Annotated in this window: 23 protein-coding genes; 14 read left to right on the top strand and 9 right to left on the bottom strand. The window is 61.8% G+C overall.

Annotated elements, in window-relative coordinates:
- Window positions 1-92 precede the first annotated feature (92 nt).
- Entirely contained in the window at window positions 93-905 is an 813-nt protein-coding gene (locus ACIQY3_RS13725) for a gamma-carboxygeranoyl-CoA hydratase (RefSeq protein ID WP_403020098.1), read from the top strand.
- Window positions 905-2,854: an acetyl/propionyl/methylcrotonyl-CoA carboxylase subunit alpha gene (locus ACIQY3_RS13730; RefSeq protein WP_403020101.1), complete on the top strand. Its 1,950-nt coding sequence runs from the start codon at window positions 905-907 to the stop codon at window positions 2,852-2,854. Before ACIQY3_RS13725 ends, ACIQY3_RS13730 begins: the two co-directional genes overlap by 1 nt.
- 39 nt (window positions 2,855-2,893) lie before the next feature.
- Here the strand turns inward: ACIQY3_RS13730 and ACIQY3_RS13735 are convergent, their stop codons facing one another.
- Window positions 2,894-3,544 (bottom strand): LexA family protein, encoded by a 651-nt coding sequence (locus tag ACIQY3_RS13735; RefSeq protein WP_403020104.1) that lies wholly within the window; start codon window positions 3,542-3,544, stop codon window positions 2,894-2,896.
- 129 nt (window positions 3,545-3,673) lie between these two features.
- On the opposite strand from ACIQY3_RS13735, the gene ACIQY3_RS13740 reads away from it, so the two are divergent.
- Together ACIQY3_RS13740 and ACIQY3_RS13745 are read left to right on the top strand one after the other, a co-directional pair.
- On the top strand, window positions 3,674-4,015 hold the full coding sequence (locus tag ACIQY3_RS13740) for a DUF6124 family protein (protein ID WP_403020108.1): 342 nt from the start codon (window positions 3,674-3,676) through the stop codon (window positions 4,013-4,015).
- A gap of 482 nt (window positions 4,016-4,497) precedes the next feature.
- Window positions 4,498-5,649: a M14-type cytosolic carboxypeptidase gene (locus ACIQY3_RS13745; protein ID WP_403020112.1), complete on the top strand. Its 1,152-nt coding sequence runs from the start codon at window positions 4,498-4,500 to the stop codon at window positions 5,647-5,649.
- A 66-nt stretch (window positions 5,650-5,715) separates the two neighbouring features.
- Here the strand turns inward: ACIQY3_RS13745 and ACIQY3_RS13750 are convergent, their stop codons facing one another.
- Window positions 5,716-6,162, bottom strand: a complete 447-nt coding sequence (locus ACIQY3_RS13750) for a winged helix-turn-helix transcriptional regulator (RefSeq protein ID WP_403020114.1) — start codon at window positions 6,160-6,162, stop codon at window positions 5,716-5,718.
- Between the two features lie 95 nt (window positions 6,163-6,257).
- Between ACIQY3_RS13750 and ACIQY3_RS13755 the strand changes: the two genes are divergently transcribed.
- Window positions 6,258-7,484: an MFS transporter gene (locus ACIQY3_RS13755; RefSeq protein WP_403020118.1), complete on the top strand. Its 1,227-nt coding sequence runs from the start codon at window positions 6,258-6,260 to the stop codon at window positions 7,482-7,484.
- A 65-nt stretch (window positions 7,485-7,549) separates the two neighbouring features.
- Here the strand turns inward: ACIQY3_RS13755 and ACIQY3_RS13760 are convergent, their stop codons facing one another.
- Together ACIQY3_RS13760 and ACIQY3_RS13765 are read right to left on the bottom strand one after the other, a co-directional pair.
- Entirely contained in the window at window positions 7,550-8,095 is a 546-nt protein-coding gene (locus ACIQY3_RS13760) for a cytochrome b (protein WP_163913700.1), read from the bottom strand.
- Complete coding sequence (locus tag ACIQY3_RS13765; protein ID WP_403020123.1) at window positions 8,095-9,177, bottom strand: catalase family peroxidase; 1,083 nt, start codon at window positions 9,175-9,177, stop codon at window positions 8,095-8,097. Before ACIQY3_RS13765 ends, ACIQY3_RS13760 begins: the two co-directional genes overlap by 1 nt.
- A 158-nt stretch (window positions 9,178-9,335) precedes the next feature.
- On the opposite strand from ACIQY3_RS13765, the gene ACIQY3_RS13770 reads away from it, so the two are divergent.
- Together ACIQY3_RS13770 and ACIQY3_RS13775 are read left to right on the top strand one after the other, a co-directional pair.
- Complete coding sequence (locus tag ACIQY3_RS13770) at window positions 9,336-9,842, top strand: sigma-70 family RNA polymerase sigma factor (RefSeq protein WP_403020126.1); 507 nt, start codon at window positions 9,336-9,338, stop codon at window positions 9,840-9,842.
- Entirely contained in the window at window positions 9,839-10,591 is a 753-nt protein-coding gene (locus ACIQY3_RS13775; RefSeq protein WP_403020128.1) for an anti-sigma factor family protein, read from the top strand. Before ACIQY3_RS13770 ends, ACIQY3_RS13775 begins: the two co-directional genes overlap by 4 nt.
- Window positions 10,592-10,714: 123 nt before the next feature.
- On the opposite strand, the gene ACIQY3_RS13780 is transcribed toward ACIQY3_RS13775, so the two are convergent.
- The gene (locus tag ACIQY3_RS13780; protein WP_403020131.1) at window positions 10,715-11,551 is read right to left on the bottom strand and encodes an IclR family transcriptional regulator; all 837 of its coding nucleotides are present in this window, start codon (window positions 11,549-11,551) and stop codon (window positions 10,715-10,717) included.
- A gap of 244 nt (window positions 11,552-11,795) precedes the next feature.
- Here ACIQY3_RS13780 and ACIQY3_RS13785 point away from each other — a divergent pair, with 244 nt between their 5' ends.
- From ACIQY3_RS13785 to ACIQY3_RS13815, 7 genes are all read left to right on the top strand, one after another.
- A complete protein-coding gene (locus tag ACIQY3_RS13785) occupies window positions 11,796-12,815 on the top strand; it encodes an ABC transporter ATP-binding protein (RefSeq protein WP_403020133.1) in 1,020 nt (339 codons plus the stop codon).
- Window positions 12,812-13,681: an ABC transporter permease gene (locus tag ACIQY3_RS13790; protein ID WP_054053786.1), complete on the top strand. Its 870-nt coding sequence runs from the start codon at window positions 12,812-12,814 to the stop codon at window positions 13,679-13,681. The genes ACIQY3_RS13785 and ACIQY3_RS13790 overlap by 4 nt, the downstream gene beginning before the upstream one ends.
- A 6-nt stretch (window positions 13,682-13,687) precedes the next feature.
- Entirely contained in the window at window positions 13,688-14,482 is a 795-nt protein-coding gene (locus ACIQY3_RS13795) for an ABC transporter permease (protein WP_403020138.1), read from the top strand.
- A 7-nt stretch (window positions 14,483-14,489) separates the two neighbouring features.
- Window positions 14,490-14,780, top strand: coding sequence for a (2Fe-2S)-binding protein (locus ACIQY3_RS13800; protein ID WP_290026390.1), 291 nt, complete (start codon window positions 14,490-14,492; stop codon window positions 14,778-14,780).
- A gap of 742 nt (window positions 14,781-15,522) precedes the next feature.
- Window positions 15,523-16,878, top strand: coding sequence for an FAD-dependent oxidoreductase (locus ACIQY3_RS13805; RefSeq protein WP_403020142.1), 1,356 nt, complete (start codon window positions 15,523-15,525; stop codon window positions 16,876-16,878).
- Window positions 16,875-17,990, top strand: coding sequence for an NAD(P)/FAD-dependent oxidoreductase (locus ACIQY3_RS13810; RefSeq protein ID WP_403020146.1), 1,116 nt, complete (start codon window positions 16,875-16,877; stop codon window positions 17,988-17,990). The genes ACIQY3_RS13805 and ACIQY3_RS13810 overlap by 4 nt, the downstream gene beginning before the upstream one ends.
- Window positions 17,991-18,008: 18 nt before the next feature.
- The gene (locus tag ACIQY3_RS13815; RefSeq protein ID WP_403020149.1) at window positions 18,009-19,055 is read left to right on the top strand and encodes an ABC transporter substrate-binding protein; all 1,047 of its coding nucleotides are present in this window, start codon (window positions 18,009-18,011) and stop codon (window positions 19,053-19,055) included.
- A 134-nt stretch (window positions 19,056-19,189) separates the two neighbouring features.
- On the opposite strand, the gene ACIQY3_RS13820 is transcribed toward ACIQY3_RS13815, so the two are convergent.
- The 4 genes from ACIQY3_RS13820 to ACIQY3_RS13835 form a co-directional block, all read right to left on the bottom strand.
- On the bottom strand, window positions 19,190-20,152 hold the full coding sequence (locus ACIQY3_RS13820) for a spore coat protein U domain-containing protein (RefSeq protein WP_403020152.1): 963 nt from the start codon (window positions 20,150-20,152) through the stop codon (window positions 19,190-19,192).
- Window positions 20,149-22,506: a fimbria/pilus outer membrane usher protein gene (locus ACIQY3_RS13825; protein WP_403020156.1), complete on the bottom strand. Its 2,358-nt coding sequence runs from the start codon at window positions 22,504-22,506 to the stop codon at window positions 20,149-20,151. Before ACIQY3_RS13825 ends, ACIQY3_RS13820 begins: the two co-directional genes overlap by 4 nt.
- Before the next feature lie 94 nt (window positions 22,507-22,600).
- Window positions 22,601-23,374: a molecular chaperone gene (locus ACIQY3_RS13830; protein ID WP_403020160.1), complete on the bottom strand. Its 774-nt coding sequence runs from the start codon at window positions 23,372-23,374 to the stop codon at window positions 22,601-22,603.
- Window positions 23,375-23,401: 27 nt separating this feature from the next.
- Entirely contained in the window at window positions 23,402-23,902 is a 501-nt protein-coding gene (locus ACIQY3_RS13835) for a spore coat U domain-containing protein (protein ID WP_403020163.1), read from the bottom strand.

A 23,902-nucleotide genomic window follows, 5' to 3' on the forward strand; every position in this document is an offset into this window, starting at 1 on the left:
GGGCTTGTGTGGCGAGGGGGCTTGCCCCCGTTCGATTGCGAAGCAATCGCCTCCCAGCAATCCCCCCACAAGAGTTGTGGAGACGGACCAATATGAGCGACTTCAACACCCTCGAACTGCTGACCGACCCGCGAGGTTTCGCGACCCTGTGGCTCAGCCGTGAAGAAAAGAACAATGCGTTCAACGCCGAGATGATCCGCGAACTGATCCTCGCCCTGGACAAGGTCGCGGGCGACGCCAGCCTGCGGTTTTTGCTGGTGCGTGGACGCGGCAAGCATTTCAGTGCCGGCGCCGATCTGGCCTGGATGCAGCAATCCGCCGAACTCGATTACCACACCAACCTCGACGACGCCCGGGAACTGGCGGAGCTGATGTACAACCTCGCCAAGCTGAAAATCCCGACCTTGGCCGTGGTGCAAGGCGCAGCGTATGGCGGCGCACTCGGCCTGATCAGTTGCTGCGACATGGCGATTGGCGCCGATGACGCGCAGTTCTGCCTGTCGGAAGTGCGCATCGGCCTGGCGCCTGCCGTGATCAGCCCGTTCGTTGTGCAAGCCATCGGCGAACGGGCGGCGCGGCGTTATGCCCTGACTGCCGAACGTTTCGGCGGGCAACGGGCGCGGGAAATCGGTTTGTTGTCGGAGAGTTATCCGGTCGCGGAACTGGAGCAGAACGTCGAGCAGTGGATCAATAATCTGCTGCTCAACAGCCCGGCGGCCATGCGGGTCAGCAAGGACTTGCTGCGCGAAGTCGGCCACGGCGCACTGACCCCGGCCCTGCGCCGCTACACCGAGAATGCGATCGCGCGCATTCGTGTCAGCCCTGAAGGCCAGGAAGGCCTGCGCGCCTTTCTGCAAAAACGTCCGCCGAACTGGCAAGCCGAAACCACCAAGGAGCCGCGTTGATGAGCGCACCTGTCCTCACCACCCTGCTGGTGGCCAACCGTGGCGAGATTGCCTGCCGCGTGATGCGCACCGCCAAGGCCCTGGGCCTGACCACCGTCGCCGTGCACAGCGCCACCGACCGTGACGCCCGGCACAGCCGCGAAGCGGATATCCGCGTGGACCTAGGCGGCAGCAAGGCTGCCGACAGCTACCTGCAAATCGACAAACTGATCGCAGCGGCCAAAGCCAGCGGCGCCCAGGCGATTCATCCGGGTTATGGCTTTTTGTCCGAGAACGCCGGGTTTGCCCGCGCGATTGAAGAGGCAGGCCTGATTTTCCTCGGCCCACCCGCCTCCGCTATTGATGCGATGGGCAGCAAGTCCGCCGCCAAAGCCTTGATGGAAACCGCCGGCGTGCCGCTGGTGCCGGGCTATCACGGCGAGGCCCAGGACTTCGACACGTTCCGCGATGCCTGTGAACGCATCGGTTATCCGGTGCTGCTCAAAGCCACGGCCGGTGGCGGCGGTAAAGGCATGAAAGTGGTCGAGGACGTCAGCCAGTTGGCCGAAGCCCTGGCCTCGGCTCAGCGTGAAGCGCAGTCGTCGTTCGGCGATTCGCGGATGCTGGTGGAGAAGTACCTGCTCAAGCCACGTCACGTGGAAATCCAAGTGTTTGCCGATCAACACGGCAACTGCCTGTACCTAAATGAACGGGATTGCTCGATCCAGCGCCGGCATCAGAAAGTCGTCGAGGAAGCGCCGGCCCCGGGCCTGAGCGCGGAATTGCGTCGGGCCATGGGCGAAGCGGCAGTGCGTTCGGCCCAGGCCATCGGTTACGTCGGCGCGGGTACGGTGGAGTTTCTGCTGGATTCGCGCGGCGAGTTCTTCTTTATGGAGATGAACACCCGCCTGCAAGTCGAGCATCCGGTCACCGAAGCCATTACTGGCCTGGACCTGGTGGCCTGGCAGATTCGCGTGGCGCGGGGTGAAGCGTTGCCGATGACCCAGGCGGAAGTGCCGCTGATTGGTCACGCCATTGAAGTGCGTTTGTACGCTGAAGATCCGGGTAATGATTTCCTGCCGGCCACCGGGCGCCTGGCGTTGTATCGCGAATCCGCCCCGGGACCGGGACGTCGTGTGGACAGCGGCGTTGAAGAAGGCGATGAGATCTCGCCGTTCTACGATCCGATGCTCGGCAAGCTGATTGCCTGGGGCGAGGACCGTGAGCAGGCGCGCCTGCGGCTGTTGAGCATGCTCGATGAGTTCGCCATCGGCGGGCTCAAGACCAACATCAACTTCCTGCGCCGGATCGTCGGCCATCCTGCCTTCGCGGCGGCGGAACTGGATACCGGGTTTATTCCCCGTTATCAGGAGCAACTGCTGCCAGCGCCGACGGACCTCAGCGATGAGTTCTGGCAAGTGGCGGCACAAGGGTTTGCCCAGAGCCAGCCGTCGGTGTTGCGTGCCGATGACAGCAGTTCGCCGTGGGCGATCAACAGTGGTTTCCGTGCCGGGCTGCCGAAAGAAATCACCTTGCATTTGAGTTGCGAGGGCCAGGATCGCGCGTTGACTCTGGGCGATTTGAGTACCGCGCAGCTCAAGGGTGAGCAATTGCTGACCGAGCACGACGGCGTGCGCCGTCAGCATCGGGCTATTCGCCGTGGCGACGCTCTGTATCTGCAATGGGACGGTGAACTGCGCCGGGTCGAAACCTACGATCCGATCGCTGCGGTCGAATCCAGCCACAGCCATCAGGGCGGTCTGACCGCGCCCATGAATGGCAGCATTGTTCGCGTGTTGGTGGAGGCCGGGCAAACGGTCGAAGCCGGGGCGCAACTGGTGGTGCTGGAGGCGATGAAGATGGAGCACAGCATTCGTGCGCCCCATGCCGGGGTGATCAAGGCGTTGTATTGCCAGGAAGGCGAGATGGTCAGCGAAGGCAGTGCGTTGGTCGAGTTGGAAGAAGCGTGAAATGAAGATCGGTCCTACGCATTGCGAGGACCGATCTGATTAGAATTTGGCTGTCGCCTGAACCACCACGCCGATAATTCGGCACTCCTCGGTGAAAAGGGCTTTCGGATACGTCGGATTGAGCGGGACCAGATAACGCTGCCCGCCCTCTTCGATCAGTTTGCGAAACGTCGCCTCCGAACTGTCCGGCCACTGGGCGATCACCAGTTTTCCGGGCTCCGGCACAATGGCCGGGTCCACCAGGATCATCATGCCCTCGGGGATGCTGATACCCGTCGGCGCGGTCATCGCGTCGCCCAGCACACTCAACCAGAAGGCCGGGCCCTGGGCGTGGTAGTCGGTCAACTCATAGCGTTCCTCCTTGCGGTACACCGTCAGCTCACCATCGCGCGCCTGCGCCGGCTCCTTCCAGTCACTGACCGGGTAGCGGAAGTACGGGTTGTACTTGAGCGCCAGGGGCATCTCTTCCTCTTCCAGGGCGAGCGGTTCGCGGATCACCAGCGCCACTTCGAGGAAGTCCATGCCTAACGCCTTCAACACGCGGTTCATGTTGACGACGCCAGGATCGCGGCGCTTGTTCAGCCAGTGGCCGACGCCGCCCTGGGACATCCCGAGGCGCTCTCCGAGTTCTTCTTGAGTGATTTTGAGTTCACTCATTTTGGCCTTGACCAATTCAATCCATTTATCCATGTGCGGCACGATACGTGGGCGTCTCCGGCCAACAAAACACAAATTGTAGTATTAAAACTCTGGTCACAAATACAGTAAGTACTAGGATGGAATCACGGATCTGAATCTATCACGGAGTTTGCAATCATCATGACCATCCCCAGCCACGACACGCCCGACACTCAGTTCGACACCACCTTCACCTCGCCAAAAGGCTGCGCCGCCGCGCAACGGGCGCTGGATTATTACTTGAAACCAGCTGTTTCAGAGGTGGAAGTCCCGGCGCGCTTTTTCGATGTGAATCGCAACGTCAGCAGTGAAGAGGCGCTGGTCCATGCATCCGACCTGCTGCGCTGTGCCGCCGCCACCGCACAGGAATCAGCCGATAACCTGCAAGGCGCAAACCGGGCGCTGGCGTTTTCGGTGGTGCACATGATTGATATGGCGCAGGCGATGGTCGACCGATCCCTGGATGGCGATCAGAACGACTGAGACGGAATTGTTTTCGAGGAGGACAGGAAAGAATTTTCCAATCGCGCAGATAAAATCATTTGACTTGCAAACGAGAATGATTATTATTGCATGCAGCTGGTCGCGAGATCAGTCGATGGACCAGAGGACCTTAGGTCGGTCTCCTGGACTATCTCCTCATCAGGCTAATCACGGTTTTTGACCCGGCTTTTTGCCGGGTCTTTTTTTTGCCAGTTATTCTGGCTTTGGCTTCAGGCTAATGAAGACTGTAGGTGCTGCTAATTCGATGGCCGGCATGATATCAAAAGAATGTCTGCTGGCAAGAGAAGCCCGGCAACATTGGGCCAAACTAATCCAAAATAGCACTTGAGAATCAATCACACAGTCTCTAAGCTGCTTCGGCGTCAAGGAGGACGCCCCCCGCTTCACCCCGCATTTTTCACCGATTCATCCCCGCCTTGCGTGTAAAGTAGCAGCCATAAAATCATAATCAGGAATCGACTATGACCGTGGCTAAATCCTCTTTCGATATCAGCGCCAACTTTGACAGCGGCAACATTGAAGTACTGGACATCAGCAACCCGCTGCAAGCGCTTCTGGCCATCAAACCAGACACCCGCAGCCAGCATTTCCAGTGGTTCCACTTCAAGGCCAGCGGCCTGCATGTCGGTCAAGAGCATTGGTTTCGCCTGAACAACGCCAGTAAATCCTCGTACAACAAAGCCTGGGACGGTTATCAGGCCGTGGCGTCCTACGACCACGTCAACTGGTTCCGCGTGCCAACCATTTTCGAAGGCGATTGCCTGCGCTTCAGCCTCGAAGCCACGGCCACCCACGCCTGGTTTGCCTACTTCGAACCCTACAGCCGTGGTCGCCATGACTGGCTGATCGAACAGGCGTTGACCAAGGCCGGCACTGAGCTGCTGGCCACCGGCAAAAGCGCCGAAGGCCGGGATATCCAGTTGCTGCGCAAAGGCACCGGCGCCGAAGGTCAGCGCAAGGTCTGGATGATTGCGCAACAACATCCGGGCGAACACATGGCCGAGTGGTTCATGGAAGGCGTGATCGAACGCCTGGAAAAGCATGACGATCCCGTACTGAAAAAACTCTTGGCCAGCGCCGACCTGTACCTGATCCCCAACATGAACCCGGACGGCGCCTTCCACGGCCATTTGCGCACCAACGCCGTGGGCCAGGACCTGAACCGCGCCTGGCAGAGCGCCAGCCAGGAAGTCAGCCCGGAAGTGCTGTTTGCTCAGCAGCAGATGGAAAAGTACGGTGTCGATCTGTTCCTCGACATCCACGGCGACGAGGAAATCCCCTACATTTTCACCGCCGGGTGTGAAGGCAACACCGGTTATACACCGCGGATCGAGAAGCTCGAAACCCACTTCCGCGATCACCTGAAGCAGCTGACCAAGGATTTCCAGACCAAGCACGGCTACACCCGTGACTTGCCTGGTAAAGCCAACATGACCCTGGCTTGCAACAGCGTAGGTCAGAAGTTCGACTGCCTGTCGCTGACCCTGGAGATGCCGTTCAAAGACAACGACGACGCGCCGAATGCGTTGACGGGTTGGTCGGGCAAGCGCTCCAAGCAGTTGGGCAAAGATGTGCTGACGACTGTTGCGGAGATGGTTGATACGTTGCGTTGATTAGCCTCTAAGATCAAAAGATCGCAGCCTTCGGCAGCTCCTACAAAAGCGCGATCTTTTGATCTTTCATTCCGGAACCACCCGCACACAATCCTCCGGCCCCAACAACCGCCCATCCTCCGCCCGCAACTCCAACGGTCGCACCGGCCGTCCATGCTCACGATCCACCACCCGTGAATGCGCCTCCCCGGCCTCAAAGAAAAACGCCTCGCCCCACTGCCGCAAGCCGATGATCAACGGGAACAGGCCTTTGCCCTTCTCCGTCAGTACGTATTCCTGATACGCACTGCCATCCGAGGCCGGCACCAAATCAAAAATCCCGTGGGCCACCAACGTGCGCAGTCGCGCCGAGAGAATGTTCTTGGCCATGCCCAAATTGCGCTGAAACTCGCCAAAGCGGCGGATGCCATCGAAGGCATCGCGCACGATCAGCAACGACCACCAATCGCCAATGGCATCCAGTGACCGGGCGACCGGGCATTCGGCGCCTTCCATGCTTGTTCGTTTGACCATGATCTCGCTCGCAGACTGCAAATGTAGTTGCAATATAAAACCAGCCTCCTTACCGTACAACTGGTTTTATTTTGAAACCACATCAGGAGTCTGGCATGAAACCCAACCCTTCCTTGAACAGCGGCGTGGTGCTGCTGTTCGCTGTTGCCTGCGGACTGGCCGTCGGAAACGTGTATTACGCCCAGCCATTGCTCGATGCCATGGCCGACGCCTTCGCCATGAACCCGGCAACCATCGGCATCGTCGTCACCCTCACTCAAATCGGTTACGGCGTCGGGTTGTTGTTGCTGGTGCCGCTGGGGGATCTGCTCAACCGGCGGCGCCTGATCGTCACGCAAACGCTGTTGTCGGCGGTGGCGTTGCTGATGATCGCCTTCGCGCAAAACAGCGCCTGGCTGCTGATCGGCATGGCATTGACCGGTTTGCTGGCGGTGGTGACCCAGGTATTGGTGGCATACGCGGCCACCCTGGCGATTCCCGCCCAGCGCGGACGCGTGGTGGGCGTGGTCACCAGCGGCATCGTCGTCGGGATTTTACTGGCGCGCACCGTGGCCGGCGGCATGGCGGACCTGGCCGGTTGGCGCTCGATTTATCTGTTGTCTGCGGGGCTGACCCTGTTGATGGCAATGCTGTTGTTTCGCGTGCTGCCCAAACAGGAAGCCCCGCAACCGACACACACTTATGCCGCGCTGATCGGTTCGGTATTCAGTCTGTTCAAGGAGGAACCGGTGCTGCGCCAACGGGCCATCCTCGCCCTGCTGACCTTCGCCAGCGCCATGGTGTTGTGGACGCCCATGGTGCTGCCCCTGAGCGCCCCACCGCTGTCGTTGTCCCACACACAAATCGGATTATTCGGACTGGCCGGTGCGGCCGGTGCACTGGCGGCTGCCCGCGCGGGACATCTGGCCGATCGCGGTCTGGGCCAATGGACCAGCGGCCTGTCGTTGTTGCTGATGCTGGCTTCGTGGCTGCCCATCGCCTTCACCCAATCGTCGCTGTGGGCGTTGCTGCTGGGAGTGATCACGTTGGATTTAGGCTTGCAGGCCGTACACGTCACCAGCCAGAGCATGATCTACAACGTGCGGCCGGAAGCGCAAAGCAGACTGACGGCCGGGTACATGCTGTTTTATTCGATTGGCAGTGCGCTGGGGTCGATTGGTTCGACGGCGATGTATGCGTGGGGTGGATGGATGGGCGTGTGCCTGCTGGGTGCAGGGATCAATGCCGTGGCGCTGATCTACTGGTGGCGAACATTGCCCTCAAAAACACTTCAATCCTGTGGGAGCGGGCTTGCTCGCGAAAGCGGAGTGTCAGACACATGAATACTGACTGACATGTCGCCTTCGCGAGCAAGCCCGCTCCCACACTAGTTCAGCGGGGGGTCAGGTCAACCGCGATCCTTGCCCCGCAACATGCTGTCCAGCACGTCATCACGACGCACCCAGCCATGGAACAACGCCGCCGCCAAATGCAGCAGCACGGTCAGGAACAACAGATACGCCAGGTACCCATGGGCCTTGCGCAGTACCGCGAACACCTGCGCATTCGCCGGCACAATCGATGGCAACTGCAACGAATTGCTGAGCATCACCGGGTCGCCCGCCGCCGAAATCATCGCCCAACCGAGCAGCGGCAAAATCAGCATCAACGCGTACAGCAAGACATGGGACGCCTTGGCCGCCAGCACCTGCCAGCCCGGCAGGTCTGCCGGCAGCGGTGGTTGCTGCGTGGAAAATCGCACGGCCAGGCGCACGATCACCAACAGCAAAATCGCAATGCCCAACGGTTTGTGCAGATGGATCAGCCACTCATGCCGCTCGGACACCGAGGCCACCATGCCCGCGCCGATAAACAGCATCGCGATGACCATCAGTGCCATCAGCCAGTGCAGCAAGCGCGCCAGCGGGACGAAATGCTTGGGTTGGGCGCTCATTATTGAGCCTCCTGTTTGGCGGCGGGCAACTGATTGACTTCGCTGGTGCGACGCAAGTAGGAACTGGCGTAACCGGCGGAACGTGCGGCGAGCAACGGGTCGTCGGAGCCTTCGATCCCGGCCGGCAACACCAGCGGATCGTAGTTGATGTCGCGGCACTCGCCGTTCAATTGCGGCTGGGTTGCTTCCAGCACCAAAGTCCCGGCATTCAAGACTTTGCGGCCCTCAGGCCAGGCCTTGCTGGCGTCATTCACCGGATCACCGGGATTGGCCAGGGTGATGTTCAACTGCCAACGCAGCGGCCCTGCGGAAATCCGTTGCACCAGGTCTTTTTCGAGGAAATCGCTGCCTTCAGGCGCCGTGGCACCCGCCGCGTCCTGAGCCACCGGGACCATGCTCCAACGTACCGCCTGCTTCTGCCCGGAGGCATTCACCAGGTAAAACGCGTTGACGCTGTTGTAGGTTTCCGTCACGTAACTGGCCGACGGCTTGGCGGTTTTGATCCAGGCCAGGAACGGCCCGGCTTCCGGATGCGAGCCAAAGAACGCCGGGACCAACGCCGGGTTCGGTTTGCCCGTGGCCGGGTCCGGCGACTGCGCCTGTTGCAGTTGATAGAACGCCTCGGGCGTGCCCACCGGGAACACCGGCATGCTGTTCATCCCGGTGCGCCACTGTTGGCCATTGGCCTGGGTGAAACGCAACGCCAGGCTGCGGATCGGCACCGCAGAATCCGGCGCGTAGGGATTGCCGGCCGGCAAGGCGAAACGTCCGACCACCGGGGTCTTTGGCTCATTGAACACCTGGGCGGTGGAATAACTGCGCGCCTCGCCGCTGCTCTCGAAATGCCCGATCACGCACACGCCTTTGGAGTGGTTACGCCGGAAGCCCGGATGCACGCCGTTGTTGGTTTCCAGCACATTGATCAGTTTTTTCGGCGTCAGACGCTGTGGGTCGAAGGTGCCGTTGACGTAGGCAAAAGCCCCGGCCACGGCGGCGACGATCACGGCGATGCCGGCCAGGCGCAACGTCAGGCTCGCGGCACTCAAGGGTGGCCGGGTGGGCGGTGATGAGCGATCTACCATGAAAGACTCCAGGGCCATCGGCCACAAGTGAGAAGAACCAAGCAGACGCACCCCGCGCAGCTTTATTCCATCGGCCGGTATTTATTTTTACCGACGTGGAATAACCTCGAATCCCGGGCGTCTTCCTAGTCCACAGCGTAGTGACTAGTCAGAAACTCATGAACGATATCGACGAACAGCTGAGAGAAATCATTCCCAGATTGCGCCGGTTTGCCGTGTCGTTGACGCGCAATTCCAGCAGCGCCGACGATCTGGTCCAGGCCAGCCTGGAGCGGGCGCTGTCGAGTTGGAGCGATAAACGCCCCGACGGCGACTTGCGCGCCTGGCTGTTTTCGATTCTGTACCGGCAGTTTCTCGACGCTCACCGGCGCTCCCGGCGCTATGCGCGGATGCTCGAATTCTTTACCGGCCGTGACGATGCGCACCCCTCGGCCGAGCGCAGCGTGATCGCCCAGACCACCCTGCAAGCCTTCGACCAGCTCAACACCGAACAGCGCGCACTGCTGCTGTGGGTGTCGGTGGAAGGCCTGACCTATAAAGAGGTCGCCGAGATTCTCGGCGTCCCGACTGGCACCGTGATGTCCCGCCTGTCCCGCGCCCGCCAGGCCTTGCGCGAACTCAGCGACGGCGAAATCAGCCGCCCTTCCCTGCGGAGACTCAAATGATCAGCATGCCCCCAAGTGAGCGTGACCTGCACGCCTACGTCGATCACCAGCTCAGCGATGCCGACCGACGCCTGGTGGAGACTTTTCTCGCCACTAACGCTGAAATTTCCGAGCAAGTACGCGCCTGGCAACACGACGCCCAGCAACTGCGCGCGGCCCTTGGCGGTGCGTTGCAGCAACCGGCCAACCCGGAACTCGATCCGGCGTTGATTCGCCAACGCCTCAAACGTCAGTCCCGGCGACACCTGGCCAGCGCGGCGGTGTTGCTGATTGCAGTCGGCATTGGCGGGATCAGTGGCTGGCAGGCGCGGGAGATGACCCTGCTCAGCACCCAGGCGCCGATGGCCGATGCGATGCAGGCTTACCGGTTGTTTGCCCAGCAAGGCATGTTGCCGGCGGACTACAAGGTCAGCGACAACGGCGATATCCAGGGCTGGCTCGACCGTTACTTCACCCAGGCCCATCGCTTGCCGGATTTGGCGAACGCCGGGTTCAAACCGGTCAGCGGGCGCTTGCTCAGCACCGAACAAGGGCCGGCGGCGATGGTGGTCTACGAGGATCAGGGCGGACACAAGATCAGTTTCTATGTGCGTCCGCCGGGGCCGAAAAATTACCTGCTGCCCCGGGGCAGTCGCAGTGATGGGGAATTGCAGGCCGAGTATTGGTCGGGGGCCGGGTACAACTACGCGATGGTCAGCCCGAGCGATACGGCGGCGGCGCGGATGCTCAAGCAAACCGTACAGTTCTGACAACACCACAAATCCCCCTGTGGGAGCGGGCTTGCTCGCGAAGGCGGTGTGTCAGTCGGCACTTACGTGTCTGATACACCGCATTCGCGAGCAAGCCCGCTCCCACAGGGGGATTGGGTGGTGTCAGTTCTGGCCAAACACCTGCGAAGGCCTGCGCAGCAAAGGATCAAACGGATTAATCCGCGGCCCGATCAACGCCGCCTCGCGCTTGAGCATTTCCACCACCGTCGGCAACCGATCCGGTCCCAATCGATCACTGACAGTGGCCACACTCAACGCCGCCACCGCCCGCCCGTCACGATCCAGAATCGGCACCGCCACCCCGGCCATGCCTTGCAATACGCCGGTATTGCGCCCGGCATAGCCCAGCGCCCGTACGTTCTCGACTTCCGAACGCAGGAACACCTCGTCATACAAATGGAAATCCTTGAGTCGCGGCAGGTTGTAGTGAATCACCGTGTCCCGCTCTTCTTCCGGCAGAAACGCCAAAATCGCCAGACTGCCCTGCCCGACACCCAACGCAACGCGCCCGCCAATGTCGCCGGTAAACGTGCGGATCGGAAACGGCCCTTCACTGCGATCCAGGCAGATCGCATCAAAGCCACTGCGCGCCAGCAGAAACAACGAATCCCCCAACGACGCCGACAGCCGCAACAACGCCGGGCGCGCCAGTTCCCGCAGGTTGCCGGTGTTGCCGGCACGTGCCGCGAGGGCGAAGAAATCCAGGCTCAGGCGATAGCGTTTGCTGCGTGCATCCTGCTCAACCATGCCCTCGTCCATCAGGCTGCGCAGCAAACGATGGGTCGTCGGTTGCGACAGACCGATGCGCTGGGCCAGTTGCGTCACGCGCTCACCGCCCTCGACCGTATCACCGAGGCTGCGCAGCACCGCAAACAGCCGGGAGACGGCGCCGACACCGACTTCATTTTTGTTTTCATTCCGCTCAGTGGAATCAGGCATGGGTTTTCTCGATTAAAAATTTACTCACTGAATGAAACTGAAAATAGTCATCGCTTCAGTGAAATAGGCCATTGAGCCCATCCTATTCTTCGTCCTACTCTGCGTCCATACAGGGGCGATTCGAACAACAGCGGCAGCCGACCCACGTCGAGCGCCAACGCACCCCGCATCATCCTTTCGTATCTGCCCATACAAAAAAGCGCGACCCCAGGCCGCGCATAACAATCTCAGGTGGAGCGCAGCTATGGCATTCGTGCAACTTGAAAACCTCGGTAAACGCTACGGCGCAATCGACGCGGTCGTCGCCACCAACCTCTCGGTGGAGAAAGGCGAGTTCGTCTCCCTGCTCGGCCCTTCCGGTTGCGGCAAAACCACCACCCTGCAAATGATTGCCGGCTTCGTCGAAGTCAGCAGCGGACGCATCGTGCTCGACGGTCGCGACATCACCCACGCCAAACCCGCCAGTCGTGGCTTGGGCGTGGTGTTCCAGAGTTATGCGTTGTTCCCGCACATGAGCGTGCAGGACAACGTCGCCTTCGGCCTGCGGATGCGCAAAGTGCCCAACGCCGAATTGCAGCAACGGGTGGCGCGGGTATTGAAACTGGTGCGCCTCGACCAGCACGCCGAACGCTATCCACGGGAGTTGTCCGGTGGCCAGCGCCAACGCGTGGCATTGGCCCGCGCACTGGTGATTGAACCGCCGGTGCTGCTGCTCGACGAGCCACTGTCCAACCTCGACGCCAACCTGCGCGAAGAGATGCAGTTCGAGATCCGCCGCATCCAGCGTGAAGTCGGGATCACCACGCTGATGGTCACCCACGACCAGTCCGAAGCGCTGTCCATCAGCGATCGCGTCGTGGTGATGCAGGCCGGGCGCATCACCCAGATCGACGCGCCGTACACCCTGTACGAACACCCGCGCACCGAGTTCATTTCCGGCTTCGTCGGCAAAGCCAATCTGCTGCCTGGCGAGCGTGACAGTGCCGGTGTGGTTCAGGTGCGCAGCGGCGGCGACCTGACCCTGAGCCTGCGCCCGGAAAAAATCGATCTGCGGGATGCCGGTCAGGGTCGCTTGCCGGGGAACATCGTCAGCCGTTTCTTCCTCGGCAGCCAATGGCTGTATGGCGTCTCCACGACCCTCGGCGAACTCAGCGTAGTGCGCCGCAACGACGGCTCGGCACCGCTGGCCGAAGGCACGGCGGTAGGCCTGGACTGGGACGCGGCGCTGCTGCGGGTGCTGAGTGTCGATGAGGTGTCGGCATGAGTCTGTTCGCTTCGATTCGTCAGGGGCGCCAAGGCTATTTACTGTCGGCACCGGCGCTGGCGCTGTACGTGTGCCTGCTGGTCATTCCTTTACTGTTGACGCTGGTGCTGTCGTTCAACGTGTTCGACTACAGCTCGGGGATCAACGGCGACGCCTACACCCTCGATCACTACAGCAGCCTGTTGGGCGATCCGTACTTCTACGAGATCTTCCTGCGCACGTTCTGGATCAGCGGCCTGACCACCCTGTTATGCGTGGTGATCGGTGTGCCCGAGGCCTACATCCTCAGTCGCATGGGCGCGCCGTGGCGTTCGATTTTCCTGATCCTGATCCTCACGCCGCTGCTGATTTCCGTGGTGGTGCGCGCCTTCGGCTGGAGCCTGTTGCTCGGCGCCGATGGCCTGGTTAACCAGACCCTGCAAGCCTTCGGCGGCTCGCCGATGAAGCTGCTGTACACGCCGTTCGCGGTGGTGATAGCGCTGGTCCACGTGATGCTGCCGTTCATGATCATTCCGGTCTGGACCTCGCTGCAGAAACTCGACCCGGCCGCCGAGCAAGCCGCGCTGTCACTCGGTGCCAGCCACCTCACGGTGATGCGCAAAGTTGTGCTGCCGCAAATCATGCCCGGCGTGTTGTCTGGCACCTTGATCGTGTTCGGCCTCGCCGCCAGTTCCTTTGCGATTCCCGGATTGCTCGGCGGACGTCGTCTGAAAATGGTCGCGACGCTGATCTACGACCAATACCTGTCGGAGCTGAACTGGCCGATGGGCGCGGCGATTGCCGTGGCCCTGCTGCTGCTCAACCTGCTGATCATGCTGTCGTGGAACCGGATGATCGAAGGCCGCTACAAGAAGTCATTGGGATAACTCGTCATGTCCAAGAACGGTCCTTTCGCCCTGCTGTTTCATGCCCTGGTGGTGCTGTTCATGCTCGCGCCACTGGTGGTGGTGTGCCTGGTGGCCTTCACCCCGGAAAACACCCTGAGCCTGCCCACCACGCACTTTTCCCTGCGCTGGTTTCGCGCGGTGTTCGAGCGGGCTGATTTTGTCGATGCGTTTTACAACAGCCTGATCCTGGCGTTCTGCGCCGCGACTTTGGCGACGCTGATTGCGGTGCCGGCGGCGCTGGCCATCACCCGTTACGAGTTTCCTGGACGGGGCTTTTTCAATGGGTTGTTCCTGTCGCCGATCATCATTCCGCACCTGGTGTTGGGGGTGGCATTGCTGCGGCTGTTTGCGCTGATGGGCGTGAACGGCAGCTTCGGCTGGCTGATCTTCGCTCACGTGCTGGTGATCACGCCGTATGTGCTGCGGCTGGTGCTGGCGTCGGCGATTGGCCTGGATCGCAGCGCTGAACACGCCGCGCAATCCCTGGGCGCCGGGCGTTTCACGCTGTTTAAGCAAATCACGTTGCCGATGATTTTGCCGGGGGTCGCCGGGGGATGGTTGCTGGCGTTTATCAACAGTTTTGATGAGGTCACGTTGTCGATTTTCGTGACTTCGCCGGCGACGCAAACGCTGCCGGTGCGGATGTACGTGTACGCCACCGAATCCATCGACCCGATGATGGCGGCGGTGTCGGCACTGGTAATTGGCCTGACGGCGTTGACGATGATTCTGCTCGACCGGGTCTATGGCCTGGATCGGGTTCTGGTGGGCAAACAATGAGGGCGCCATGGCTCTGCTGAAACGACTGGCCGAAGGCGACCGCCCGGCCCTGGACTTTGTCCTCGACGGCCAACCGGCCACCGCCCTGCTCGGCGACACCGTGCTGACCGCGGTGCTGACCTGCAGCGACCACCTGCGCGGCAGCGACTTCAGCGCCCAACCCCGCGCCGGTTTCTGCCTGATGGGCGCGTGCCAGGATTGCTGGGTACGCCTGGGCGACGGCCGCCGGGTGCGCGCCTGCTCGACCCTGCTCGAACCCGGCCAACAGATCAACCGCGAACCGGGGCGCTCAGTATGAACACCCAATCCACCTGCCAAACCGGGATCCTTTGTGGGAGCGGGCTTGCTCGCGAAAGCAATCAGTCAGCCACCATCCCTGTTAGATGTGCCACCTCCTTCGCGAGCAGGCTCGCTCCCACAGGGGTTTTGCGTCGACCACAAATAATGCAGCCAACCGAGATCCTCTGTGGGAGCGAGCCTGCTCGCGAAGGCGTCGTGTCAGCCACCATCCCTGTTGAATGTGCCGCCCCCTTCGCGAGCAAGCCCGCTCCCACAAGGGTTTTGCGTCGTTCACAAATTTTGCAGCCAACCGAGATCCACTGTGGGAGCGGGCTTGCTCGCGAAGGCGTTGTGTCAGCCACCATCTCTTTTGGATGTGCCGCCCCCTTCGCGAGCAAGCCCGCTCCCACAAGGGTTCAGCGTCGTTCACAAATTTTGCAGCCAACCAAGATCCACTGTGGGAGCAGGCTCGCTCCCACAGGGGTTTTGCGTCGACCACAAATAATGCAGCCAACCGAGATCCACTGTGGGAGCGAGCCTGCTCGCGAAAGCAATCTGTCAGCCACCATCCCTGTTGAATGTGCCGCCCTCTTCGCGAGCAAGCCCGCTCCCACAAGGGTTCAGCGTCGTTCACAAATTTTGCAGCCAACCGAGATCCACTGTGGGAGCGGGCTTGCTCGCGAAGGCGTTGTGTCAGCCACCATCCCTGTTGAATGTGCCGCCCCCTTCGCGAGCAAGCCCGCTCCCACAGGGGGTTTTGTATGAGTCCGGTGATTGTTGTGGGGGCTGGCCCTGCCGGGATTCGTGCTGCGCAGACGCTAGTGGCGCATGGCGTGCGTCCGATTCTGCTGGACGAGGCCGCGCGCGGCGGTGGGCAGATTTATCGGCGACAACCGGCGAATTTCAAGCGTTCGGCGGTCAAGTTGTATGGCTTTGAAGCGCGCAAGGCCATGGCGATTCATCAAGCAATCGACGAGCTGCGCGAACAACTCGACTACCGCCCCGACACGCTGGTGTGGAACGCCGAGGCCGGTGCCCTTGATACCTTGCATGACGGTCGCGCCACACGTCTCGAATTCTCCCGGGTGATCGTCGCCACCGGCGCCACTGACCGGGTTCTGCCGGTGCCAGGCTGGACGCTACCGGGGGTCTACAGCCTCGGCGCCGCGCAGATTGCGTTGAAGTTCCAGGGCTGCGCCATCGGTGAACGGGTGGTGTTCGCCGGCAGCGGACCGTTGCTGTACCTCGTCGCCTATCAATACGCCAAGGCCGGCGCGAACGTCGTGGCAGTGCTCGACAGCTCGCCCTTCAGCGCCCAGGCCCGCGCCCTGCCCGGTCTGCTCTCGCAACCGGCAACCCTCGCCAAAGGCCTCTATTACCGCAGTTGGCTGACCGCCCACGGTATTCCGGTACATCAGGGTGCCAGCCTGGTCCAGTTCAACGGCGAACAACGAGTGAAATCCCTGAACTGGCGCAACGCAAAAGGCTCACAGCAAATCGACTGCGACGCCGTCGCCTTCGCCCACGGTTTGCGCAGCGAAACCCAACTCGCCGATCTGCTCGGCTGCGAGTTCACCTGGAACCCGCTCAACCGCGCCTGGCTGCCCCAACGTGACAGCGCCGGTCGCAGCAGTGTCGCCGAGGTCTACCTGGCCGGCGACGGCGCCGGGATCATGGGCGCCGACGCCGCCGAAATGGCCGGCGAACGCGCCGCATTGGCCCTGCTCGAAGACAGCGGCTACCTGATCCCGCCTGAGCGCCCCGCCGCGCTTGAACACTCATTGGCACGGATCGGCACCTTCCGCACAGCCCTGGAGCAAGCCTTCGTCTTCCCCGAGGACTGGGCCGCCAACACCGCCGACAACCTGATCGTCTGCCGCTGCGAAGAAGTGCAGGCCGGCGAAATCCGCCAAGTCGTGCGCGAAGGTCACTGGGAGATCAACCGGGTCAAGGCCCATTGCCGGGTCGGCATGGGTCGCTGCCAAGGCCGGATGTGTGGCGCCGCTGCCGCAGAAATTATCGCGTGCGAAAGTCAGCGCCCCGTATCGGAGATCGGTCGACTGCGCGCCCAGTCACCAATCAAACCCCTGCCATTTGGCCTGGAGGTCGAGCCATGATCGAAGTCGATGCCATCATCATTGGCGGCGGGATTGTCGGCGCCTCGGCCGCGCTGTTTCTCAGCAAGGCGGGCCGCCGCGTGGCGTTGCTGGAACGGGACTTTTGCGGTTCCCACTCCAGCGGCGTGAACTACGGCGGCGTGCGGCGTCAGGGCCGGCCGTTGTCGCAACTACCGCTGTCACAACAGGCCCATGAACTGTGGGGCCAACTGCCGCAGTTGATCGGCATCGACGGCGAGTACCAGCGCAGCGGTCACCTGAAACTGGCCCGCAGCCTCAACGATCTGCGCGCCTTGCAGGACTACGCCGTCAGCAGCCAGGGTTTCGGCCTCGACTTACAGATCCTCGAACGTGACGAACTGCGCGCGCGGTTCCCATGGGTCGGTGATGTGGCGGCCGGCGCGTCGTTCTGCCCCGATGACGGTCACGCCAACCCGCGGCTGGTGTCCCCGGCCTTCGCCCAAACGGCGCGGCGACACGGCGCGCAAATTCATGAGCAATGCGCCGTGACCCAGGTCGAGCACGATGGTCAGCGCTTTCACGTCAGCACCGCGCACGGCCTCAAACTGCGGGCGCCGTGGCTGCTGAATTGCGCCGGGGCCTGGGCCGGCAAACTGGCCGAACAGTTCGGCGAAGCGGTGCCGATGCACGCCGGGCACCCGGCGATGCTGGTCACCGAACCGTTGCCGCTGGTGATGAACGCCAGCACCGGGGTCGAGGGCGGTGGCATCTATGCCCGCCAGGTCGCTCGCGGCAACTGCGTACTGGGCGGCGGCCAGGGTTTCGCCCTCGACGACGCCCGCGCGCGCCCCGGCCAGAACGCGGTGCTGGAAATCCTCCGCCAGGCCGTCGAACTCTACCCGTTTCTTGAAGGCGCCCAGGCGATTCGCACCTGGAGCGGCACCGAAGGTTATCTGCCCGACCGCCAACCGGTGATCGGGCACAGCGGCACCCAACCCGGTCTGTTGCACGGGTTTGGCTTTGCCGGCGCCGGTTTCCAGATCGGCCCGGCGGTGGGCCTGGCGCTCACCGAGATCATCTGCAGCGGCGCGTCAAAAACGTCGCTGGATGCGTTTTCCATCACCCGGTTTCACTCCATCTCCGTTGCTTGATAGAGGAAGGTCGCGCCAATGAATAACCTCAAACGTACTGCACTGCTCGGATTGTCCTGCATGGGCGCCCTGCTCAACGTCACCCAGGCCCAGGCCGAACCGACGCTTTACCTGGGCATGAACGGCGGGACCATGGAGCGGCTCTACGCCGACAAGGTGTTGCCGGTGTTCGAGAAAGCCAACAACGTCAAAGTCGTGATCGTGCCGGGGACTTCCGCCGACATCCTGGCCAAGGTCCAGGCCAGCAAGGGCAACCCGCAATTGCACGTGATGTTCCTCGACGACGGCATCATGTACCGCGCCATCTCCATGGGCCTGTGCGACAAGCTCGAAGACAGCCCGACCCTGGCGCAAATCCCGGCCAAGGGCCGGATCAAGGATGAAGCCGTGGCGGTCAGCCTCGGCGTTACCGGTCTGGCGTACAACACGCGTCTGTTCAAGGAAAAAGGCTGGGCCGCGCCGACTTCGTGGATGGACCTCGCCGACCCGCGCTTCAAGGAAAAAGTGGTGTTCCAGTCGATGGCCTCCTCGACCTTCGGCCTGCACGGCTTCCTGATGTTCAACCGGATTCAGGGCGGCAGCGAAACCGACGTTGAACCGGGTTTCAAGGCCTGGCCAAACACCGTGGGGCGCAATGTGCTGGAGTACATCCCAAGCTCGGCGAAGATCTCGGAAATGTTGCAAACCGACGAAGCGGCGCTGTTCCCGTTGACCCCGACCCAAGTCACCGCACTGAAACTCAAGGGCATGCCGGTGGAATATGCACAGCCGAAAGAAGGCGCCGTGGTGCTCAACGTCGCCGAATGCGCGATCGCCAACAACACCCAACCGGAACTGGCGCAAAAACTCGCCGCGTTCCTGCTGACCCCGGACGCGCAAGCCGCTGCGCTTGAAGATGGCGACCAGATTCCGTCCAACCCCAACACCCCGACCACCGATAAAACCCGTGGCCAGGTTGAAGCGATGAAAAAGTATCTGGACACGGCGATTGCGATTGATTGGGACCAGGTGAACGAACAGCGCCCGACGTGGAATGCGCGGTGGAATCGGAGTATTGAGCGCTAGTTTCATTCGGCGAAACACCGCAAAACCCCTGTGGGAGCGGGCTTGCTCGCGAAGGCGTCGTGTCAGTCAACATTGATGCTGAATGACACACCGCTTTCGCGAGCAAGCCCGCTCCCACAAGGGATTGCGGATTATTAGAAGCCAACGTCGAGCACCACACTGTCCAGATAGGTTCCGGCGGGCGGTGTGGTCTGGTCGGTGTAGATTTTTGCGTTGTAATTGAACACCTGACTCCCCGTACCCAACCCATTCCCCGGATTCACCTCGGCATCCGAACTGGCCCGCCGCGCACTGCCGACACTGCCCCACCGCGTCGTACCCGCGCTTTTGAAAATGTCATACGCCATATAATTCCCCCCGGAAATCATCCGCCGTCGCCCGCCGACACTCACCGCCTGCTGACCATCACTCAACCCCACGGTGTAGGCGCTGCCCTTGGTACACGCGAGGTTGATGGTCTGCCCGGTGACCGGCGTAAACGCACTGATCACCGGGGCGCTACCGAAGCTGATATTCGGCGCGGTAATCGTGCAGTCATTCGCCACCGTCAGATTGACCGTCAACGTGGTGTTGCCGCTGTTGATGTCGCGCCCCAGGCACACGTTGCCAATGCCGATGCCGGAACAATAATTCCAGCTCCAGGCGATGCTCAGGGTTTCCGTGTAGATCCCTGCCGCGACGTTGCTGCCAATCGTCGTCCCCAGGTAAATCGGCGCGGTCTTCGGCACCACGCTGCCGAGCAATCCCAGCGCATCGATGATGCCGTTGCGCGCGAAGTCGAACGCCACGCCTCGGGTCAGCGGGTAACTGGTGGAGTTGTTGGCGTACAGCGTGTAGCCGATTACATCGCCGGTCGGGCCGAGCAACCCGGTCTGCGTGGAAGTGACGGTGGCGTAGAAGTGATCGTTGGTGGTCAGCAACGACAGCAAGGAACCCGTGCAACTCAACCCAGCATTGGTGGTGGAACTGGACTGCGACGTAGTGCGCACCGCGATCGAACTCAACGAACCGAACGCCACCGGCGTGGTGCTGACCACCGAACACAAGGCCCACGCCGAACCCGGCAACCACAGCGCGAGCATCAGCATCCACTTCATTGGCACACCAACGGCCCGATCAGCGGGATCTGTTGCTGCTGCATGTCCACGGCGAACTGCACCTGACACGTGCTCCCATCGGCCAGGGTCACCCTCAAATTGTTTTGTGCCTGAAGATTTTCCAGATACACCAACCCGTCCCAACCGACCACGGTTTGCGTGCCGCTCTGCTCATGCACAACGCCACTGCCCAGGGGCAATTCCTGCTGCCGCGCATCCACCAGCACGATGCTCGCGGCGATCACCCGGTTCAACGGAAACTCCAGCAGATAACCGCTGCCACGGCGCACTGCAATTCGCTGTTCGACGTTGGGGCTGCGCACGTTGGCCGGCAGGTTCAGCGGATCGATTTCGTATTTGCCACGGTAATAGGCGCTGCTCCACGGCACCAGCAAATGGCCGTTACGATCGGTCTGGCCGACCTGCTGGTTTTCGTAGCGCACCGGAATATCCGCATAACCATCGGTGCTGACCACCACGAACGCATCGTCGATCCGGTTGGCGGCGAACACCTGACGGTCCATCCACACCAACGAACCGCTGGCGTCTGCCCAACGGGTTTCGGCGTCGCTGGTGCCGTAGACGCCGGCCTGCAATTGCACCGATTGCAGGCGCCAGGTCAGGTCAGCCTGACGATAAGCCGGGCCGTCGCCCTGGGCGTAACCGAGGTTGAAACCGAGCCCGCCTTCGGTGGGCACGGAGCGACTGTAATTGACCCGCTGCTGGGTTTGCCCGGTTTTGCTGCGCTCGCTGCTGATGGCCAGGCTGCCCCGCAGGTCGAACGGAATCACCAGTTGCGCCTGCACCGCCCAATTGCTGTCGCCGATCTCGCGGTTGCCCGACAGGTAGAAACTGGTGTTGCGCCACAGCGGTTTACTCCAGGTCAGGTTGAGCAAACGGGTGCGCGAATCGTCTGCCGCACGCACGTCGAAATAGCCGACACCGAGGCTGCCCCAGGTGTCGAGGTTGAGGCTCAGGGTTGCCTGTTCACTGCGTTTGCTCAGGGTGGTGTAAGGACTGTCGATCACCGTCAGGTCGGCGTATTGGTCACGTCGTTGCAAACGTTGATAAGAAAAACTGTAGCGCTGGCTGCTGTACTGATAGCCGAGGCTCAATTGCTGGCCGCTTTCGCTATCGAACTGACTTTGGCTGAGGGCGGTGTTGAGCACGCCGAAATTGCCCAGCCGCAGGTTGCCGCCCAAGCCACCGAGGGTCAGGGCGTCCGAGGCTTCGGCGTGGCTTTCCAGGGTGAAGTTATCGCTCACGCCATAACGCAGACTGCCGGAGGTGACGCCCGGACCGTAGCCAAAATCCTTGAGGCCGTAGTCGCGGCGCAACGTACCGGCTGCCACGGAAAAATCGCTCAAACCCTTTTGCAGCAAACTGCTCGTGACATAGAACGGCACCGTGGTCGAGACCTGCCGACCCAGGGCATCCGTGGTGACGACCACTGCTTCGCCGGCGCCGTTGATAAACGGAATATTGGTCAGGGTGTAGGGCCCCGGTTGCAGGTCGGCACTGCTGGATTTGTAGCCGTTGATAAACAGGTCCACCGAGGACGGCACCGCTGCTTCCCCGGCGAATTGCGGCAGTGGATAGGTCACCAGGTCCGGGCGTACACCGAAGTCCCTCGACAGCTGAACCCCGCCGAGTCGTACCGAACTGCTCCAGGGCAACGCGCCGCTGACCAGGTCCCCGGCTTCATAGGTCAGCAGTCGCTCGTCATCGGAATAACGCCAGGTGGTGTCGTAGCGCAGGTAACCGTTGTTCAACGTGCTGACTGCATCCCCCGACAAGGTGCGGCGGTATTGGCCAGTGTTGGACAGCGTGCCCCAACTGTCGAACAGCCGCACTTCGTTCCACGCCGCCAGGTAAGTGCCGGCGTCGTCGGTGTCGTTGAGGTACAGGTCATAGTTGAGCAAGGCCCCGAAACTGCTGAGTGCGGGAGTGCGTGGGTAGGCCTGGCGGTTGCCGACGAACTGTTCCGGCAGCCAGTCCGGCGGCACGTTGAGCAACAGGCGTTGGCCGGCGCTGTCGTACTCGCTGTGCAGGCCCGGCAGGCTGTCGAGATCGACTTCGGCGCTGAGGTTTTGCGGCAGTTTCATGCCGCTGTCGCGCAACGCCGTGGCGGGCAGGAAGAACCGACCACCCCGCTGCTCCACCGCCACGACTCGCCCGGTATTCATCTGATTGACCACCAACTCCAGAAACAACTGTGCATCGGCCACGGCCTCCATGCCGCTGGGCGGCGGCGGCAAATCGCCGGCCTCGGTGCGCGGGACAATCATCAGCCAGCAAGCGCAGGTCGCCGCCCACAACGGACACTGGAAACTGCGAGCCCAGCCCTGGCTCATTCGCGTCTTTTGTCCGTCAATGGACCGTGCCCTCCTAAATCCATTTGCAGTGCCTGGTAGCAGCTGTCGAGCAGCGCGAGGCAGCTGCTACAGGTCAGCGCGCTGGAGAAACGCTTTGCAATTGCGCCGCACCGTTGACCCGCACCTGCAACGCCGACGCCCCGGCAATCGCTCCCGGTGCAGGCCAGCGCATGACCGCACCCGGCAGCACATAACCGAGCAATCCTTCCACCAGCGGTTTGCTCTGCCCGCCCTGCTTCAATGCAACATCGGTCAACCGCGCATGCACCGCGCCCTGGTTGCGCACTTCCACATACGAGCGACCGTCCACTGCCACGGTGCGCCAGCTCAGATCCGGTACGCCCACGCCTTTTGGATCACGTTTGCGGGTCGCGTCTTCCTTGCTCCACAACCCGGCGCCATAGGCAAACAGCGGCACCGAATAGCGCATCTGGAAACGGATCGCCGCCGCGGTCTTGCCGTCTTCAGCCGCAGGCGGTGTCGCCGAGGGGATTTCATCGATGATGATGCGGTAGGCCAGTTCCTGCCCCGGCGGGATTTCCCGGGTGCGGGTCAGGCGCACCAGTTGTTTCTGGCCCGGCTCGATCTTCGCCACCGGCGGGCTGCCGATCACGTCGCGCTGGTTCTGGTACTGGTCACTGAAGCCACTCTGGCTCCAGGCAAACACCCGCACCTGCAAATTGGCCGTCTCGCTACCACGGTTTTCCAGCCACAAGGCGCTGGCCTGTTGATCGGCCTCCAGCACCGGATCGATCGGCCAGATCAGCACCGAACTGGCGGCCTGTACCTTGGCCACCCCGAATAACACCAGCGCCAACACCATGCTGCGCAAGACCTGCGACCCCATTTGCCCACTCCTTTTCAAAACGCCACCTCACCACGACAACTGCACCTGCAGCACATCGCTGTACGTCCCCCCAGGCTGATTGCCCGGCAATAGCACCTGTCCGTAAATCGGCAGGCTGATGTTGTTCGCATCGGTGTAGGCCACCGCCACGCTCTGGCCGATCCCCAGGCTTTGGCTGAACGCCGCATCGCGAAACAGCGAATACGCCACTCGATTACTACCGGTAGTGAGCTGCATATGCCGCCCGCTGCTGTTGTACTGGCCGCCATCGACCGTCATGTTCAGCGTCACCCCCGGCGTGCATTGCAACTGCACGCCACCGGTCAACGCCACCTGCACCGTGTTGCTGGCCAGGGCCGAGCGGCTACCGAAATTCAGGCTGCCGTAGTTCGACACCCCTCCCACAACAAGGCAGCCGGCCGTCACCGTGGCACTGACCTGGAAACTCTGGCTGGTCACCGCCGCCAGTGGCAACGGCACGCTGCTCGCACAAAACAGGACCAGCGCCGCCCATCCATGGCGGGCCAT

It is taken from the genome of Pseudomonas sp. NPDC096950 (assembly GCF_044762525.1).
GTDB lineage: Bacteria > Pseudomonadota > Gammaproteobacteria > Pseudomonadales > Pseudomonadaceae > Aquipseudomonas.